We start from the raw sequence: 16,481 nt of genomic DNA, 5'->3' as shown, positions 1-16,481 counted from the left end.
AGCAAAGTATTTGTTCATAATAGCGATTTTTTCTTTATCGTTTTTAGCTTTTTATAGTTATAAATATGTATAATAAGTGTTTAACTAAGCATATAAAATAATAAAATAGATATAAATATAATACTAAGTTGTTTTTAAAATCTTTACAAGCTTTAATATGTTTGAAATTAAAAATTCTTTTTTTGCTAATTTTGAATTGGTTTTAAGTTCGTATTCTGTATTTAATAAAAGATTAAAAATTTCTTTGTATTGTTTGAGTTTTATACTAAATGCCAAAGAGCTTAAATTTTGTCCAACTTTTAAAGGAGGTGTAAATCCAAAAAGTTCTTTGAAATCTATTTTTCCATAAATTTTAGTATAGATTAAAATTTTAAAGAGTTTATAAAAATTATTATTTAAAGAGTTAATAAAAGCCATTTCATTAAAATTTTCTAAGATATTTTCAAGATCTTTTTTTATATCTTGTTTTTTGACTAATTTTTCAAAAAAATCATCAAGATTTCCAGTATTTAAAGCATAACAATAAGTTTGAATGGTTTGTTCATCAACTTTTAAATTTTCAAATTTATTAAGTTCGCTTGCTGCTAAATATAAATTTTCATCAAAACTTTGAAGCAAGGTATAAAGTGCATTACTGGTGATATCGATATTAAGCTTTTTTGCTTTCATGCTTAAAAGTTCCATTCCTTCTTTAGGATTAGCAATTTTAAAAAATCTTACAAAATTATTTTCAAAGATTTTTTCTAATTCATTTTGTCTGCTTGACTCATCATAAAATTCTAAAAGAAAAAAATTGTCTGTGTTGTTTTTGCAAAGTTCTATTAAAAATTTTAATTCTTTTGTGTTAGGTTTTTTGTTGCATTTGATTTCTAGGAGTTTTTTTTCACTAAAAAGAGAATTTAAAGATAAAAAATCACTGCATTTTGAAAAATTGTATTCTTCAAAGTAAATTTTTAAAATTTCATCATTTGGATATTTTTCTTTAATTAGCTCTGAGAAGAATTCTATTTGAAAATTATCAGCTCCATAAAGAAAAAAGAAATTTGGAAAATTAGCTGTATTTAGCAGAAGTTGTAAATCTTTTTTATACATAAAAATCCATCAATTTTCTAAAATTTTTGTAATTTTACCAAAAATTTTTGCCATGACAATGTCAACTTCTTCAATTTGTATTTGAACTTTTTGAAGTAGGTTTGCTTTGGCATTTTTTAATACAATATTAGCACCTTTAATTTCATCTTCAAGTTTTGCAATAACGACATTTTCATTTTCTATAATAAGTGCTTTAAATTCTTTTCCTTTGTTTTTATCCGCCCATCTTGCAAATTTTCTATCCATAAAATCAAAGGCAACCTTATCTGCTTCTCTTTCTAATACGCTTAAATTTTCACAAGTGCTTTGGATGTTTAATAATAAATAATTAAATAATTTATTATCTTTTTTGAGTTTTGCTTTTAAAAGTCTGTGAAGGATTAAATCAGAATAGCGTCTTATAGGGCTTGTAAAATGGGAATATTTATCAAAGCCTAAGCCAAAATGTCCTTGATTGATACTTGAGTATTCTGCTTTTTTTTGAGCTTTTATGATGAGTTTATCTATCTCTTCTCTTAAATTTAATTCTTCTGCTAAGGATTGTATGTTTTTAATCATCTCGCTTAAATTGGTTTTATACTCTACATCTATACCAAGAGTTTGAAGTTCGTTTAAAAGTTTGATAATTTTTTTATGATCAGCACTTAGATGGTTTCTAAAAATTCCTATATCATCTAAAAGTTTTGCGGCAGCTTTATTGGCTAGTAACATACAATCTTCTATTAGATTATGCGAGGGTGTATCTTTTTCGTATGAAGTTGATTTAAGACTTAAATCATCATTAAGAGTCATTCTTAATTCTTCTGTTTTAAATTCAAAAGCATTTTTAAGGCGATTTTTTCTTATGATTTTAGTAATTTCATAAAGTTTATAAAGCCATGAAAGTTCTTTTAAGTCGGGTTTTTTTATCAAAATTTCATCTACTTCATCATAATTAAAACGACGTTTTGAATTTATTATGGCTTCAAATAATTCTTCTTTGATAACTTGATAATTTTCATCTAGGGTAATTTTAAAGCAAAATACAAGTCTATCTTCTAAAGGTTTTAAAGAGCAGATATTTTCACTTAAAGATCTTGGTAACATGGGCACAGCAATATGGGGAAAATATATAGAAAAACCACGATTTCTAGCTTCTTTATCAATGGCTCCATAAGCAAAAACATATTCGCTTACATCAGCAATTGCAACATAAAGTTCTCGTTTTTCTTCATTAAAATAAATTGCATCATCAAAATCTTTTGCGTGGATAGGATCTATGGTGCAAAAAGAAAGCGATCTTAGATCGATATGATTTTCATACATACTCGCATCAACAAAGTCCCCATAAGATTTTGCTTCTTTTATACAATTATCATTAAAACAAGAGTTTTTATTAAAAAGATTTAAAGAAATTTTTTCATCGATATGTTCATCATCAATATGACCTAAAACTTCTGTTATGCCATTGTTATGATTTTCTATTTTTAAGATTGTCCCTAAGGGTAGGGCTTTTAAGGATTTTTGAGAAGCTTTTAAAGCCATGCTAAGACCTGTTTTAATGTTCATTCCTAAAATAGCTTCGCCGTATTTTTTAGTGATGACTAAAGAGGTTTCATTGGCTCTTTTTAAAATCAAAATAATCTTTGCTTTAGGACGTTTCTTTTTTAAAGGGAGTAATTTAGCCACAACTATATCTTTATAATTGGCCCCTTTTAAATTTTTATTTTCAATCAATAAGTCTTGTTTATAGTTTTCATCAAAGCATTTTAAAAATCCCGTGCCTTTATTTGAAATATCAAGCACTCCAAAAACATAGCCATTATTAAGATAGAATTTATTTTTATGTTCTTTTATGATATCGTTAGCTAAAAGTTCTCTTAGAATTTGTTTGAATTCGTTATTTACTTCATTAGCTTTTATTCCATAGTTTAAATGATTTAAAAATTCTTTCACTTTTCTTGTCTTTAAAATTTAAAATTATGATTATTCTTACATAAAATTTATAAAAAAACTATGAATTTCTTAATAAATATTTTGGTATAATTTGGGCTTTGTAATTTAATTTTTAAGGTTGGGGCTATTTTGATGAAATATTATATTTTTATAAAAGAATTGTTTGTTTGAAAAATCTTATTCGTTTAAAATATTTTTTAATTATTTTTCTTTTAGTTTTAATTTGCATTCTTCTAGCTTTAAAAATTTTTACTGAGTATAAAAAACAAGAAAATTTAGCTTTTAATCCAGAAATTCAAGAATTTAATTCTAGTATCGATTTGTTTAGGGATAATAATCAAGATTTCAATCAAAGTGATAATATCTTTAAAAATTACAACTACGATCAAGAACTTAATACAAGTTTTTTAGAAAAAAATTTAAGTATAGATGATAATAATATAACTGATTACAAATCAAATTTTGATTTAAATACAAGTTTTAGTGAGCAAAATTTAAGCTCTAGTGATTTAAATTCTAGTTCTTTGACACAGGAAATGGATACTATAAAGAAAGAAAATATAAATCAATCAAAAAATAATCACACAAAAAAACCAAAACTTGTGATTATAATCGATGATATGGCAAATTCTAAGCAGGTAAGCGAGCTTAAAAAGCTTAATTTAAAATTAACTCCTTCATTTTTTCCTCCGGATAAAACGCATAAAAATACCCCGCAACTAGCTTCGGAATTTAAATTTTTTATGGTGCATTTGCCTTTAGAAGCAATTAACTATAATAAACCAGAGCTTAATACCTTAAAAGTAAGTGATTCTAAAGAACATATTGATGCAATGATAAAAAGTATTAAAAAAGAATTTAAGGGCTTAAGATACATCAATAATCACACAGGAAGTTTATTTACAAGTGATGAAAATGCAATGAGAAAGCTTTTGACTTCTTTTAAAAAACAAGATTTTATTTTTGTTGATTCTAAAACTATAGGAAAGACTAAAGCTTTAAAATTGACCAAAGAATTTAATCAGCCTTATATACAAAGAGATGTTTTTTTAGATAATGAAGACAATGTCTCTTATATCAAGTCTCAGCTTAAACAAGCCATTGATTTGGCTCACAAAAAAGGTTTTGCTATAGCTATTGCCCATCCTAGAAAAAATACTTTTAAAGCTTTAGAGGAGAGCAAAGAAATGCTTCTTGAGGTAAATTTGGTTTATTTAAATGAAATTTATGGGAACTAAAATTTTAGATAATGAGTTTTTGACTTATTTTAAAACTTTAAAAAATCCTCCAAAGAAAATTTATTATAAAGGCAATCTTGAGTTATTAAAAAGAAAAAAAGTTGCAATTATAGGTTCAAGAAAAATGAATCTTTATACAAAAAAATGCGTCGAGGAGCTTTCTAGTATCCTTAAAAATAAGGTGTGTATTGTAAGCGGAGGTGCTTTAGGGGTAGATATAAGTGCTTCAAAAGCGGCTTTGCCTAATACTATAGCGATTTTTGCTAATGGGCTTGATCAAATTTATCCTAAAGCAAATCAAAAAATTATAGAAGAAATTTATAAATATGGACTTGCTTTAAGCGAAAATGAGCCAAATTATATGCCAAAAAAATACGATTTTTTACTTAGAAATCGTTTAGTTATTGCTTTGAGTGATTGTGTGATTATCGCACAAGCTGATCTTAATAGCGGATCTATGCAGAGTGCAAAACTTGCCTTAGAATTAAAAAAACCTTTATATGTTTTACCCCAAAGATTAAATGAGAGTCAGGGCACAAATAAACTTATAAAAGATAATAAAGCTAAGCTTATCGTAGATTTTAAAGAATTTGCTTTAGAATTTGGCATTAAAGAAGAAAAAGAACAAGATGAATTTTTAGAATTTTGCCAAAAAGGAATAAGCGTTGAGGAGGCTTTGGCAGTTTATGGTGATAAGGTTTATGAATATGAACTTGAAGGTAAAATCGATATAGCGGGTATTTTTATAAAGGTTATAAAATGAATGCTTTAGCTTTAGATGTGGGATTAAAGCGTATAGGGGTAGCTCTTTGTGTGGATGAAAAAATTGCTATTCCGCTTGATGGAATTTTACGTAAAAATCGTAACCAAGCTGCTAATGAGGTAAAAAAACTATTTTTAACTTATAATGTTTCTTTGCTTATAGTAGGTATTCCAAAGGGTGGAAAAAGCGAAGAAGAGATGACAAAACGCATTAAGCATTTTGTATCTTTGCTTGAATTTGATAAAAAGATTGTTTTTGTTGATGAAAGTTTTAGCTCTAAAGAGGCTTTGAATTTGGGCGTAACAAATAGTCGTAAAAAAGATGCAAAATTAGATTCTTTAGCGGCTTTGATTATGATAAAGGATTATTTTGCTCTCTAAGATTAGCTCTTTATATACTAAAGAAGAATGGAAAAAAATTTTAGATTCTTTTGATAATGAAAAAAATATTTGTGTTTTTTTAAATACTTTAAAAACTAATGCCATTTTTTTAGAAGATGAGTTTTTAAAAGAAAATTTAAAATTTAAAAAACTAAATGAATATTGTTATTTATTTAACGCTAAAGATAAAAGTATTTTAAGTTCGATGAAAGCTTTTAATGAAGCTAAATTTTATATACAAAATTATTCTTCTTATTTGTGTGCTTTGAATTTAGGAGTTAAATCCGGAGATAGTGTTTTAGATTTATGTGCTGCTCCAGGTGGAAAAAGTATAAATTTGGCTAATTTTATGCAAAATACGGGATATTTAGCTTGTAATGAGGCGAGTAAAGATCGTTTTTTTATTTTGCAAAAAAATCTTAAAAAATATGGTATTAATGCAAAACTTTTTTTAAAAGATGGCAAAGCTATAGGGAATTTATGTCCTAACAAATTTGATAAGATTTTGCTTGATGCGCCTTGCTCAACACTGGCTAAAATCGGTTTTGATTTAGAAAAAAGCTACAAAGAAATTAAAAATATCGCAAAATTGCAAAAAAAACTTTTACATTCTGCCTTAAAGGCTTTAAAAATAGGCGGTGAGCTTGTATATAGTACTTGCACTTTTACTAAAGAAGAAAATGAAGAAGTGATAGAAAATGCTTTAAAAAGCGAGTTTAAAATAAAACTTTTAGATATAAATTTAGAACATGCTTTAGCTAAAGATGCAAAAAGCAATGAATTTGACGAAATTTCAAAATGCAAACGTATTATTCCAAGTTCAGATTATGATGGATTTTTTATAGCAAAATTACGTAAAGTTTAAATTCACATAGTGAAAAAACTGTGAATAAAATTAAAAATTTATTAATTTTTTGATTTTATTTTTAATTTTTATAAAAAGCTCATGATTGGTTTTAAAATTTAATTCTTTAGTAAAATTTTTCATATCATATTTTTTAAGCAAAGTAGCATAAACTCCTTGTTTGTAAAAACAATTTTTATCCATTTTATAAATTCTCCACATTTCAGTAAAAAGATGCAAACAAGGCATGTCCCAATCTATATCAGCTTTTTTGTAAATAAATTTTTTACTTTGGTTCCAAGGAATTTGACAAGCAAAAAGATAATCTTGCGCGTATTTTTCATAAGAGAAATTTTGACACATTTTTGCTAAAAAAGAAGGTCCAATTATCCCCCAAGGGACTATTTTTTGATTGTTTATAAGTTTGTTTGCTTTATTTATAAGTTCTTTTCCAAACAAGCTTTGTTGTGGAAATTTGATCAAAGATGTGGTTATTCTTTGTTTGTTAATATCATCATCTATTTCTTTGATGAAAAGATATTTTTTAGTATTAAAATCAAAATAATTAAGGCAAATCATATCAAGATCTACCCAGACTCCTCCCTGTTTATAAAGCGTGTAAAATCTGAAATAGTCTGAGAACGCAGCAAGTCCAGCTCCTCTATCATCAAAAAATAAATGGTTAAAAGGAATTATTTCACTAGCATCTTTTAGAATAAAATTTTTATATAAAGAAGCAATTTTTTTAAAAGTTTCATTTTTTAAATCATAAGTATAAAGGTTAAATTCATAACCTTTATCAAGCCAAGATTTTATAGTTAAAAGCTCAAGTAAGTTTATGCCACTAAAACCTTCTCTAGTATGCCAAAAGCTAAAAATCATTTTTTGTAATTTTCAATAGCTTTTTGGAGTATTTCAATGGCAACTTTTTCATCTTTAAAATCTTGTACTTTCACCCATTTATTTGGCTCAAGCATTTTATAAGTTTCAAAAAAGTTTTTGATTTTATTTAATATAGCTGGTGCTAAATCTGTATAAGTTTTGATATTATCATATCTTGGATCAATTTTTGAAGTAGGGAGGGCTAAAAGTTTTTCATCCATTCCGCTTTCATCTTCCATAATCAAAACTCCTATTAAACGACAAGGAATTACAGCTCCTGCTTGAATAGGATATTCATTTAAAATTAGAATATCTAAAGGGTCATTATCATCAGCTAAAGTATTAGGAATAAAACCATAATTTGCAGGATAAAATACTGCACTTGGTATAACGCGATCTACGAAAATCGCTCCACTTTCCTTATCAAGTTCATATTTAATATTTGATCCATAAGGGATTTCAATTACGGCGTTAATTTTGTTTGGAATATCTCCGATTTTAATTTTACTTAAATCCATTTTTTCTCCTTGTAATAAAACTAAATACTTTGAATTTTCTTTATAAGATCTTTTATATCAGCTACTATAGGATTGATTGCTCTTTCTCCATCTATGATAAAATGAAGTTTTTTCTTTTGATAAAAATTTTGAATTTCTTCTAAAGGTTCTGTATAAACTTTCATTCTATTATAGAAAACTTCTTCATTATCATCTTTGCCACGATTTCTGCCTAAAACTCTTTCTTTGGCTATCTCTTCGCTTACTTTAACTTCGATAACCCCTTTAAGTTCTATTTCATTTTGCTCATTTAAAACTTTATCAAATTCCATCATTTGCTCTACGCTCCTAGGATAACCATCTATAATGATAGTTTTAGTTGGTGCAGCTTTTAAAGCAGATACAATGGTATTTACAACAATTTCTAATGGAACTAAATTACCTTTAGAAATAAAACTATCAATTTTTTTTCCAAGTTCGCTACCGCTAGCTACTTCTTCTCTTAATAAATCACCTGTTGAGTAGTGAGTAATGTTTATATCAGAATTTGCTATTAAACTAGCATCAGTTGTTTTTCCGCTTCCTGGTGCTCCTATAATTAAAAACAATTCTTTCATTTTGTTTCCTCTCTTAATTTTATTCCAAGTTCTCTCATCGCTTCATTGCTTGCACTTGATGGAGCATCTGTCATTAAACATTGTGCTCTTTGTGTTTTAGGAAAAGCAATTACTTCTCTAATGCTTTTTGCACCTGTTACTAACATAATAAGTCTATCAAGCCCTATGGCAATTCCTCCATGTGGTGGCGCTCCAAAACTTAAAGCATCAAGCAAGAAGCCAAATTTTTCTCTTTGTTCTTCTTCGTTAATATTAAGAAGTTTAAAGACTTTTTGTTGAATGTCATTTTTATGAATTCTTATGCTTCCTCCGCCAAGCTCTACTCCATTTAAAACTACATCATAAGCAATAGAACAAATTTCTTCAATATCAGTCTCATCAATATTTTTAGGCATAGTAAAAGGATGGTGCATTGCAGAATAACTTCCATCATCATTTTGCTCAAACATAGGAAAATCAACAACCCATAAAAATTCTAATGTATTTGGATCTATAAGATTTAGCTCTTGTGCTAAAAAATTTCTAAATCTTCCCATATAATTTAGAACAACTTTTTTATTTCCTGCACCAAAAAATACTACATCTCCTACTTCTAGATTGCAGCGTTTGCTTAACTCTTTTAAATCCTCTTCGTTAAAAAATTTACATAAAGGCCCTTTGAGCCCATCTTCTTTTACTTGTATAAAAGCAAGTCCTTGTGCTCCAAATTTTCTTACAAATTCTTCAAATCTTTGCATTGCTCTTTTTGAAAAAATTGTATCGCCTTTAGGCACACGTAAAGCTTTAATACGATTTTTTTTGCTGTCTTTTGCGATATTAGCAAAAATTTCATTATTTGATCTTGTAAAAATGTCTATTACATCAATGAGTTTTAAATCATATCTTAAATCAGGCTTATCACTTCCATAATTTTCCATAGCTTCTTTATAGCTCATCTGTCTAAAAGGGGTATTAATTTCTTTTCCGCAAGCTTTAAAAATATCTTTTAAGAAATTTTCTGCTACTTTAATAACATCTTCTTGTTTGCAAAAACTCATTTCAACATCAATTTGTGTAAATTCAGGTTGACGATCCGCTCTTAAATCCTCATCTCTAAAACATTTAGCAATTTGAAAATAACGATCAAAACCGCTACACATTAAGAGCTGTTTAAAAAGTTGAGGACTTTGAGGAAGGGCGTAGAAATTTCCTTGATGAACACGAGAAGGAACAAGATAATCTCTTGCTCCTTCAGGAGTTGCTTTGGTTAAAATGGGTGTTTCTACTTCTAAAAATCCCATATTTGCTAAAGAATTTCTTGCTGCAATGCAAGCTTTAGAACGTAAGGCAAAATTTTTGTAAAGTTTTGGATTTCTAAGTTCTAAAAAACGATACTTAAGGCGTAATTCTTCGTTAACATTTTCATCAGAAATTGCAAAAGGAGTAACTAAACTTTCATTTTCTATATGAAGATGAGAGATAACAACTTCAATATCTCCAGTTTTTAATTTAGGATTATTTAATCCTTCTCCACGAGGACGAATTTTACCTTGAGCTATCAAGACATATTCATCTCTAACACAAGATGCTATTTCGTGTGATTTTGGATCATCTTTTGGATCGCAAACGAGTTGAATAATCCCGCTTCTATCTCTTAAATCGATAAAAATAACACCACCATGATCACGGTAACTATTAACCCAACCACAAAGAGTTACAACTTCGCCTACATTGGCAATGCTTAAGTCTGTACTATAATGAGTTCGCAATTTTTTTCCTTATTTTGGTATTACAAAATTTATATTATTATAATATCTTTATTCTTTTGCTTAGCTAAGATTTGCTATAATTTTATATGCAAAATAAAATTAATTATAAAAAGATTAAAAAAATAGGATTAGTTGTTAAGCCTGATATTGATTTGACTAAAGAAATTTTATATCTAAAAAATATCTTAGCAAAAAGAAAAGTAGAACTTTTGTATTTAAAAGAACAAAATGCAAATTTAAAGATTTGTGAATTAGATGATTTATTTAAAAAAAGTGATTTGATAATATCATTGGGAGGAGATGGTACTTTAATTTCTTTATGTAGAAAAGCTTATGAGTATCAAAAACCTATTTTAGGAATTCATGCCGGAAATTTAGGTTTTTTAACAAATCTTACAATGGAAAAAGCAGAGAATTTTTTTAATGATTTTTTTGAGGGAAAATTCAAAATTGAAACCCCTTTCATGCTTGAACTTACTTTACAAGATAAAAAAAATCAAATTATTAGTAAAAATGCATTTAATGATATAGTATTTTATAAAAAATCAAATATGTCTATGGCTAATATTAAAGTTTATCATAAAGAAAAAATGTTTAATCAGTATTTTGGCGATGGCTTGATTATCTCAAGTCCAGCAGGATCAACTGCTTATAATTTAAGTGCAAATGGTCCTATTGTTTATACTTTGGCTCAAGTATTTATTTTAACCCCTATTTGTTCGCATTCACTTACACAGCGTCCTATTATTTTACCTAAGGGTTTTGAATTTGAAATAGGGGCAAAAGATTGCACTTTTTGCATTGATGGGCAAGAAAAATTTAAAGTAAATGATTTTAAAAATATTAAAATTGGTTTAGGAGAAAAAAGTGTAACTTTTATTTATCCTAATGATAGAGATTATTTTCAAATTTTAAAAGAAAAATTAAATTGGGGAAATTAAAATGATAAATAGGATTTTAATAAAAGATAATTTAGCTTTTAAAAATGTTGAACTCAATCTTGCGCCAGGTCTTACAGTTTTTACAGGTTTAAGTGGTGCTGGAAAGTCTGTTTTATTTAAGGCAATTTTATCAGCTTTTGCTTTATGTGAGAGTGATGCTAAATGCGTAGAATTAAGTCTTGATGATGAGCTTAATTTAGAAGAATTTGGCATAGAAAATGAAGAAGAAAATATCTTTAAGCTTTTAAAAGAGAAAACAACAAAATATTTTATTAATAATCAAAGTATTAGTAAAAAAAGTTTAAATTTATTAAGTAAGAGTTTTGTTAAATATCTTAGCGTTAAAGAAAATAATGAATTTAATAATGAAAAACTTCTTGGTTTATTAGATGCTTTAGAGAAAGAAAAAAATCCTGATTTTAAAAAATTTAAAGAAGAATTTGAAATTAATTTTAAAGAATACGAAAAACTATCACAAGAATTAAATAAAATTTTAGAAGAAGAGAAAAAGATTGAAGAGTTAAAAGAACTTGCTTTAATGCAGGTTGAAAAAATTTCTAATATCAACCCTAAAATAGGCGAATATGAAGAGCTTTTGAAATTAAAAAAGAAACTTTCTAAAAAAGATAAAATTGATGAGGCTTGGATGAGAGCTAGTGCTATTTTTGACTTAGAGCAAGTAGTGATTAATGCGCTCAATTTGAGTGAAGTAAATTCAGATTTTTTTACAGAATGTTTAAATGAATTACGTATTATTTGTGAAAATCAAAAAATGGAAGAAATGGATTTTGATATTGAACAATTACTTGATCGTATAGAAAATTTATCTTATTTAGTTAAACGTTATGAGAGTATAGAAAATGCTTTAGAGGTTTTAGAACAAAAAAAACAAGAATTAAATCATTATGAAAATTTAAATTTTGAAAAAAAAGAATTAGAAAAAAAGATTAATGAGCTAGAAAAAAAGATTAATGTAGCTTGTGATAAACTTACTCAAATTAGATTTAAAAATTTAAAAGAATTGGAAAATCATTTTAATGGATATTTAAAAAATCTTTATATGAAAGATTTAAAATTTAATTTTTTACAAAATGAAAAAATAACTTTACAAGGCAGGGATAAACTTGAACTTAATATTAATGAGACAAATCTTAAAAAACTAAGTTCTGGAGAATTAAATCGTTTAAGACTTGCTTTAATTGCAACAGAATGTAAAATTTTAGGTTTTGGAAAAGGAATTATTTTTTTAGATGAAATTGATGCTAATTTAAGTGGGAAAGAAGCAATGAGTATAGCCAAAGTTTTAAATGAACTTTCTTCTTTTTATCAAATTTTTGCTATATCACATTTACCACAACTTTCTTCTAAGGCACACAATCATTTTTTAATTGAAAAAGATATCAATGAAAGCAAGGTAATAAAACTTGAAAAACATGAGCGTGTTCGTGAACTTGCAAGAATGATAAGCGGAGAGCTAATCAATGATGAAGCACTTGAATTTGCCAAAACCTTGCTCAAGGATTAAGTTTTTTATATTTTTATTTTTGTTATAATAAAGCTTTTTATAGATAAAATTTAAGGTGTTTAATAGTGAAAAGTAAAATTTTAATTGTTGATGATAATAAGATGCTTGGAAAACTTTTAGCAAAAAAAATACAAGCGACTCTTAATTACGAAGTAGATGTTGCTTTTGATTTTGCACAAGCTAAAGAACTATCAATAAGTGATTATTTTTTAAGTTTTATAGACCTTTGTTTACCTGATGCACCAAATGGCGAAGCAGTGGATTTTATGCTAGAGAAAAAATGTCCGACTATAGTTTTAACGGCAAGCACTGATAAAACTACAAAAGATAATTTTATGGATAAGGATATTCTTGATTATATTTGCAAGGAAAGTGATAGCTGTGTTGATCATATAATTAATTCTATTATAAACTTAAAACGATATGAAAAAACTAAAGTTATTTTAGCAATGAGCAAGCTTAATGAGCGTAATGAAATAAAAAAATATCTTACTCAAAGATTTTTCAATGTTTTAGGAGCAGCACATGGAGAAGAAGCTTTAAATTATTTAGAGCAAAATTCAGATGTTAAGCTTATTATTTGTGATGCCAAAATGCCAGTTATTGATGGAGTGCAACTTTTATCAAGAGTAAGAGAGCAATATACTAGTGATGATTTGGGAATGATTATTTTAGGCGATAAAGATGATGGGCTAGAAGTAGATATGCTTAAAAATAATGCAAATGATTATTTAATTAAGCCTATTAATAAAGAATTGTTTAATTTTCGAGTAAATCGTTGTTTGGTATTTATGGATAATGTGAAGTTTTTAAATTCTTATGCTCATCTTGATTTTGTTTCTGGAGTAAAAAATAATGACGCATTAATGGAAGATTTTGAAAATTATTTAAATGAAATTTCTTCTAAAGATGAGGAATTTGCTTTTGCTTTTTTAGATATTGATAATTTAAAAACCATAAATGATGAGTATGGGTATAATATAGGCAATGAAGTAATTAGAATTTGTGCAAAAGAAATTACTGATGAAATTAAAGGAAAAGATATTGTTGGAAGATACAGTGCTGAGAAATTTTGTATTATATTAAAAAATATCAATCAAGAAAGAGCAATTAAAATCTTTTCTCGTATTCGTGTAAATATTAAAAATATCGGTGTTTTAGCTAATTTAGACGAGCTATTTTTCACAGCTTCTATAGGCATTGTTTTTGCTAATTCAAAAAGTAGTAAAAAAGATTTAATTGAAAAAGCAGAAAAAACTCTTTCTTTAGCAAAATCCAATGGGAAAAATAGAGTAGAAGTATGTTTTTAGATTTAAAATTTGACAATAATTTAAAGATAATTGATACCCATTGTCATTTAGATAGTGATGTATTTTTATCAGATTTAGAGCTAGTTTTAGATCATTCTTTTAAAAATGGCATTGACAAGGTTATAATTCCAGGTGCCAGTATTAAAGACTTAAAGCGTGCAAAAGAAATTGCTCATAAATACCAACAAGTTTATTTTGCAGTTGGAATTCATCCTTATGATATAGATCACTATGATGAGTATACTTTGAGAGAATTTTTAAAAGACTATAAATGCATTGCTATTGGAGAATGTGGACTTGATTATTATCGTTTAAATAGCAAAGATGAAGAAATTAAAAAAAAACAAAAAGAAATATTTATAGCTCAACTTGATTTGGCTGTTGAATTTAAAAAGCCAGTTATTATTCACTCAAGAGAAGCAAATGAAGATACTTATAATATTTTAAAAGAGTATTCTTCTAAACTTAATGGAGGAGTTTTGCATTGTTTTAATGCAAGTGAACTTTTACTAGATTTAGCCCAAATGGGTTTTTATTTTGGAATCGGTGGAATCGTAACTTTTAAAAATGCTAAAAAATTGGTTCAAATTTTACCTAAAATTCCAAAAGATAAGCTTCTTATAGAAACAGATGCACCTTATTTAACTCCAGAGCCTTTTAGAGGACAAAGAAACACTCCTTTATTAACACAGTTAGTCGGAAAAAAGATGAGTGAAATTTTGGATATTCCTCATGAAGAGCTTTTAAAATTATGTTATCAAAATTCTATAAATTTATTTTTTAAAGAAAATTAAATGAAAAAAATAGTTTTTATTTTTATTATAACCTTTAATTGTCTTTTTGCACAAATTTATACTCCAGAATACTATAAAAAACAAGTAGATGTTTTAAGGAATTTAGATATTGATCCTACTTTTATAAAAGATTTAAATTTCATTCAGTCTAAAGATGATTTAAAAAATAAGCATTCTCAAGTTTTACTTGATTCAATGAAAAATTTTTCTAATATTACTCCTATGATACGAGAAATTTTAATTGAAAATAATGTCCCTTCAGAAATTTTATATTTGGCTATAGTTGAATCAGGTCTTAAAACTCATAGTATTTCTGATGCAAAAGCGGTGGGTATTTGGCAGTTTATGAGACCAACGGCTAGAAATTTAGGTTTAAGGGTTGATGCTTATGTGGACGAAAGAAGGGATCCGGTTAAATCAACTTATGCGGCTATTAATTATCTAAAATCATTAAAAGCTGAATTTGGAAAATGGTATTTAGCTTTACTTGCTTATAATTGCGGTAATGGAAAATTAAGACAGGCCATTAGACAAGCTAAAAGCGATGATTTAGCAGTTTTAATTGATCCTGATAAAAAATATCTTTCTTTAGAAACTAGAACTTTTATAAGAAAAATTCTTACTTTAGCTTTTTTATCTAACGATGAAGAATTTTTTATAAAAAAAGATGCTTCTTTAATGAATTATTCTTTGAGTAATCCTTTTGTAAAAGTTGATGTTCCTTCTGGAGTTGCTTTAAGGGATTTAGCAAAAAGCGCTAATATTAGTTTTGCAACTTTAAAAAAATATAATCCTCAATTTAAACATAATTTTACACCTCCAGGAAAAGATTATTATATGTATATTCCACTTGAAAAATTGGCTTTTTTTAATAAAAATTTTAAATCTTATAAATTTACTAAAGTGGATACAAGTATTCCTAAGTCTAAAATTTATGTTGTAAAACCAGGTGATTCTCTTTATAAGATTGCCAAAACTTATAATATAAGCGTAGATGATATTAAAGAAATGAATAAAATTAATAAATATTTAAGTGTAAATCAAAAATTAATAATACCTATTAAAAATAAGGAGAAAAATAATGCAAATAATAAAAAAGACTACACTCAAATTGTCAGTCGCTAGTTTTGGTCTAGTATTTTTAAGTGCTTGTTCTAGTAATTTTAGTTCACTAGGTGGTGGAAAAGTTGAAGTTTATTATCCAAGTAATGATTTTAAAGGAACTCCTCCTAGTTCTTCAAGCGCAAAAGGAACAATGAAGCCTTATACTATCAATGGTAAAACTTATTATCCAACCGTGGTAGCAGTAGGTGAAACTGCAGATGGTATAGCTAGTTGGTATGGACCTGGTTTTCATGGCAAAAAAACTTCCAATGGAGAAACTTATGATCAAAACGCCTTAACTGCTGCTCATAAAACATTACCAATGAATACTATTTTAAAAGTAACCAATTTAAATAATAATCGTCAAGTTGTGGTAAGGATAAATGATAGAGGTCCATTTGTCGGAAATAGGATTATAGATCTTTCTAAAGGGGCTGCGTCGCAAATTGATATGATACACAGCGGAACGGCTCCAGTAAGACTTGAGGTTATAGGATTTGGAAGTAAAAATTCGGGAAATAATATTGTCCATTCTAATGCAAATTATGGAAGTAGTGGAGAGCTTATAAACAATGGTCAAATTTATGAAGGTGGTAATTTTATGGTTCAAATTGGAGCCTTTAAAAATTTACAAGGAGCGCAGACTATAGCTTCAAGATATAAAACTTATAGATCTTACTCTTCTACTATACGCCAAAGTTCTGTTGATGGATTAAACAGAGTATTTTTAACTGGTTTTAGAAGCGAAGAAGAAGCAAGAGATTTTGCTGCAAGTGGAGCTTTTGCTGGAGCTTTTGTCGTAAGAGAATAA

General features: G+C 27.1%; 16 protein-coding genes. 10 read left to right on the top strand and 6 right to left on the bottom strand.

The annotated features are described in order from the left end of the window. Nucleotides 1–123: 123 nt before the first annotated feature. Complete coding sequence (locus DU473_RS07285; protein ID WP_131163158.1) at nucleotides 124–1,092, bottom strand: DNA polymerase III subunit delta; 969 nt, start codon at nucleotides 1,090–1,092, stop codon at nucleotides 124–126. Nucleotides 1,093–1,101: 9 nt separating this feature from the next. Next, nucleotides 1,102–3,027 (bottom strand): RNB domain-containing ribonuclease, encoded by a 1,926-nt coding sequence (locus DU473_RS07280; protein ID WP_131166009.1) that lies wholly within the window; start codon nucleotides 3,025–3,027, stop codon nucleotides 1,102–1,104. A 158-nt stretch (nucleotides 3,028–3,185) separates the two neighbouring features. On the opposite strand from DU473_RS07280, the gene DU473_RS07275 reads away from it, so the two are divergent. The 4 genes from DU473_RS07275 to DU473_RS07260 are packed head-to-tail and all read left to right on the top strand — an operon-like array spanning nucleotide 3,186 to nucleotide 6,273. Continuing rightward, nucleotides 3,186–4,265 carry a divergent polysaccharide deacetylase family protein gene (locus DU473_RS07275; protein ID WP_131166010.1) on the top strand — a complete coding sequence of 360 codons (1,080 nt, stop codon included), beginning with the start codon at nucleotides 3,186–3,188 and terminating at the stop codon, nucleotides 4,263–4,265. Beyond that, a complete protein-coding gene (gene dprA, locus DU473_RS07270) occupies nucleotides 4,255–5,028 on the top strand; it encodes a DNA-processing protein DprA (protein ID WP_131166011.1) in 774 nt (257 codons plus the stop codon). The genes DU473_RS07275 and dprA overlap by 11 nt, the downstream gene beginning before the upstream one ends. Then, nucleotides 5,025–5,408 (top strand): Holliday junction resolvase RuvX, encoded by a 384-nt coding sequence (gene ruvX, locus DU473_RS07265; protein WP_131163161.1) that lies wholly within the window; start codon nucleotides 5,025–5,027, stop codon nucleotides 5,406–5,408. Before dprA ends, ruvX begins: the two co-directional genes overlap by 4 nt. Further along, nucleotides 5,398–6,273: an RsmB/NOP family class I SAM-dependent RNA methyltransferase gene (locus DU473_RS07260; protein ID WP_131166012.1), complete on the top strand. Its 876-nt coding sequence runs from the start codon at nucleotides 5,398–5,400 to the stop codon at nucleotides 6,271–6,273. The genes ruvX and DU473_RS07260 overlap by 11 nt, the downstream gene beginning before the upstream one ends. A 30-nt stretch (nucleotides 6,274–6,303) precedes the next feature. Here the strand turns inward: DU473_RS07260 and DU473_RS07255 are convergent, their stop codons facing one another. Genes DU473_RS07255 through aspS form a run of 4 tightly spaced genes read right to left on the bottom strand, consistent with a single transcriptional unit; the run spans nucleotide 6,304 to nucleotide 9,996 of the window. Next, nucleotides 6,304–7,134, bottom strand: a complete 831-nt coding sequence (locus tag DU473_RS07255) for a glycosyltransferase (protein WP_131163163.1) — start codon at nucleotides 7,132–7,134, stop codon at nucleotides 6,304–6,306. Continuing rightward, nucleotides 7,131–7,652, bottom strand: coding sequence for an inorganic diphosphatase (gene ppa, locus DU473_RS07250; RefSeq protein ID WP_131163164.1), 522 nt, complete (start codon nucleotides 7,650–7,652; stop codon nucleotides 7,131–7,133). The genes DU473_RS07255 and ppa overlap by 4 nt, the downstream gene beginning before the upstream one ends. Before the next feature lie 20 nt (nucleotides 7,653–7,672). Further along, complete coding sequence (locus DU473_RS07245; protein ID WP_131163165.1) at nucleotides 7,673–8,248, bottom strand: adenylate kinase; 576 nt, start codon at nucleotides 8,246–8,248, stop codon at nucleotides 7,673–7,675. Next, a complete protein-coding gene (gene aspS / locus DU473_RS07240) occupies nucleotides 8,245–9,996 on the bottom strand; it encodes an aspartate--tRNA ligase (protein WP_131186877.1) in 1,752 nt (583 codons plus the stop codon). Before aspS ends, DU473_RS07245 begins: the two co-directional genes overlap by 4 nt. 86 nt (nucleotides 9,997–10,082) lie before the next feature. Between aspS and DU473_RS07235 the strand changes: the two genes are divergently transcribed. From DU473_RS07235 to DU473_RS07210, 6 genes are all read left to right on the top strand, one after another. Then, on the top strand, nucleotides 10,083–10,937 hold the full coding sequence (locus DU473_RS07235; RefSeq protein ID WP_131186876.1) for an NAD(+) kinase: 855 nt from the start codon (nucleotides 10,083–10,085) through the stop codon (nucleotides 10,935–10,937). Nucleotide 10,938: 1 nt separating this feature from the next. Further along, nucleotides 10,939–12,462, top strand: coding sequence for an AAA family ATPase (locus tag DU473_RS07230; protein WP_131186875.1), 1,524 nt, complete (start codon nucleotides 10,939–10,941; stop codon nucleotides 12,460–12,462). 65 nt (nucleotides 12,463–12,527) lie between these two features. Next, entirely contained in the window at nucleotides 12,528–13,772 is a 1,245-nt protein-coding gene (gene cbrR, locus DU473_RS07225) for a bile resistance response regulator CbrR (RefSeq protein ID WP_131163169.1), read from the top strand. Then, nucleotides 13,763–14,566, top strand: coding sequence for a TatD family hydrolase (locus tag DU473_RS07220; RefSeq protein WP_131166017.1), 804 nt, complete (start codon nucleotides 13,763–13,765; stop codon nucleotides 14,564–14,566). The genes cbrR and DU473_RS07220 overlap by 10 nt, the downstream gene beginning before the upstream one ends. Then, nucleotides 14,567–15,691, top strand: a complete 1,125-nt coding sequence (locus tag DU473_RS07215; RefSeq protein WP_131166018.1) for a lytic transglycosylase domain-containing protein — start codon at nucleotides 14,567–14,569, stop codon at nucleotides 15,689–15,691. Next, the gene (locus DU473_RS07210; RefSeq protein ID WP_131166019.1) at nucleotides 15,648–16,481 is read left to right on the top strand and encodes a septal ring lytic transglycosylase RlpA family protein; all 834 of its coding nucleotides are present in this window, start codon (nucleotides 15,648–15,650) and stop codon (nucleotides 16,479–16,481) included. Before DU473_RS07215 ends, DU473_RS07210 begins: the two co-directional genes overlap by 44 nt.

Source organism: Campylobacter novaezeelandiae (assembly GCF_004323845.1).
GTDB lineage: Bacteria > Campylobacterota > Campylobacteria > Campylobacterales > Campylobacteraceae > Campylobacter_D > Campylobacter_D novaezeelandiae.
This window is presented reverse-complemented; position numbering and strand designations above follow the sequence as displayed.

What these genes read in the sequence shown, in the direction of transcription:
- ppa (WP_131163164.1), bottom strand. Translation starts at nt 7,652, where the DNA reads ATGGATTTAAGTAAAATTAAAATCGGAGATATTCCAAACAAAATTAAC.
- DU473_RS07215 (WP_131166018.1), top strand. Translation starts at nt 14,567, where the DNA reads ATGAAAAAAATAGTTTTTATTTTTATTATAACCTTTAATTGTCTTTTT.
- DU473_RS07245 (WP_131163165.1), bottom strand. Translation starts at nt 8,248, where the DNA reads ATGAAAGAATTGTTTTTAATTATAGGAGCACCAGGAAGCGGAAAAACA.
- DU473_RS07220 (WP_131166017.1), top strand. Translation starts at nt 13,763, where the DNA reads ATGTTTTTAGATTTAAAATTTGACAATAATTTAAAGATAATTGATACC.
- dprA (WP_131166011.1), top strand. Translation starts at nt 4,255, where the DNA reads ATGGGAACTAAAATTTTAGATAATGAGTTTTTGACTTATTTTAAAACT.
- DU473_RS07235 (WP_131186876.1), top strand. Translation starts at nt 10,083, where the DNA reads ATGCAAAATAAAATTAATTATAAAAAGATTAAAAAAATAGGATTAGTT.
- ruvX (WP_131163161.1), top strand. Translation starts at nt 5,025, where the DNA reads ATGAATGCTTTAGCTTTAGATGTGGGATTAAAGCGTATAGGGGTAGCT.
- DU473_RS07230 (WP_131186875.1), top strand. Translation starts at nt 10,939, where the DNA reads ATGATAAATAGGATTTTAATAAAAGATAATTTAGCTTTTAAAAATGTT.
- DU473_RS07255 (WP_131163163.1), bottom strand. Translation starts at nt 7,134, where the DNA reads ATGATTTTTAGCTTTTGGCATACTAGAGAAGGTTTTAGTGGCATAAAC.
- DU473_RS07210 (WP_131166019.1), top strand. Translation starts at nt 15,648, where the DNA reads ATGCAAATAATAAAAAAGACTACACTCAAATTGTCAGTCGCTAGTTTT.
- DU473_RS07285 (WP_131163158.1), bottom strand. Translation starts at nt 1,092, where the DNA reads ATGTATAAAAAAGATTTACAACTTCTGCTAAATACAGCTAATTTTCCA.